This window comes from Actinomadura fibrosa, assembly GCF_900659615.1.
GTDB lineage: Bacteria > Actinomycetota > Actinomycetes > Streptosporangiales > Streptosporangiaceae > Spirillospora > Spirillospora fibrosa.
In genome coordinates, this window is record NZ_CAACUY010000545.1 from 1 (window position 1) to 1,246 (window position 1,246).

Below are 1,246 nucleotides of genomic sequence, written 5' to 3' on the forward strand. Positions count from 1 at the left end.
CCCCACGCGCGGCCGAGGCCGCCGTACCAGGAGCCGCCGAGGACGCCGTCCGCGCGCACGAGCAGGACGCCGGCGGCCACGTGCAGCGGCGCTGCGGCGAGCACCGTGCGGACCCGCCCGTCCGTCCCGGCGAAGTAGGCCAGGCCGATCGCGAGGAACCCCGCCATGGCGAGGGAGTGCAGGGCGTGGTTGGTGAGGGACGAGCCGAACGCGGGCGAGAGGTACCAGGCGTACAGGCTCAGGAGCAGCAGCGACGACGCGACGACCGGATGGGTGAGCGCCCTGGCGCCGCGGCTTCCCGCGACCGCGTCCGGCATCGACGCGGACGGCAGCGCGGTCCGCGCGAGCTCCAGCGGGGCGCCGCGCAGGAGGAGGAGCGGTCCGAGCAGCCCCACCAGCACGTGCTGCACCGCGTGCGCGCTGAACAGCACCATGCTGTACCGGGCGACGCCACCGCACGAGCCGAACAGGACGACGGCGAGGCCCGCCGTCCAGGCGAGGGTCCGGTACGCGGGCCAGCCCGGGCCGCCTGCGCGGCGCACCCGGAGGACCCCGGCCCCGTACAGGACGGCCCCGGTGAGAACGAGCACGAGGAACAGCGGGTCGATCCACCAGTCCAGCAGGTAGGCGCGCGGGCTCGCGGGTCCGGGCAGCGGGAAGCCGAGCCGCAGGGTCACCGCGTCGAGCGTCCCAGGGGACACCTCCGGCGGGGGAGTGCGGGACAGGCCGGTCGCGAGCGCCATGGCCGCCGCCATGACGATGATCTCGGCGGCGGCGAGCCGGACGAAGGCCCGCGCGCCCGCCCCGGCGCGCAGGGCGGGGATGGTGGCGCGCCGGTGCCACCAACCGAACGCGCCGAGCACCGCGAGCGCGGCGGCCTTGGCGACCACGAGCGCCCCGTACCGCGAGTCGAGGTGGACGCCGCCGAGCCGCACCCAGGCGTTCACCGCGCCGCTGGCGCCCACGACCGCGAACGTGACCAGCGCGAGCCCGCTGTATCGCCCGACGATCTGCGGGAGCCGGTCGCGGACGTCCGGCGCGACCGAGACGAGGGCGACCAGCCCGCCGATCCACAGCGCCGCCCCGGCGACGTGCGCGGCGAGGCTGTAGACGGCGAGCGCGTGGTGCGCGGCGGACGCGGCGTGCCCGGTGAACAGGAACGTGGTGAGCGCCATCAGCTCGTCCTCGTCGAGGCGGCCGACGGCGGCCTCCTGCACGAGCGACGACAGCAGGTCGTCGCGCGGCT

General features: G+C 76.6%; 1 protein-coding gene. It reads right to left on the minus strand.

Annotated elements, in window-relative coordinates:
- A partial coding sequence (locus E1300_RS49560) for a bifunctional copper resistance protein CopD/cytochrome c oxidase assembly protein (RefSeq protein WP_131764163.1) occupies nucleotides 1–1,246 on the minus strand: 1,246 nt, incomplete at both ends.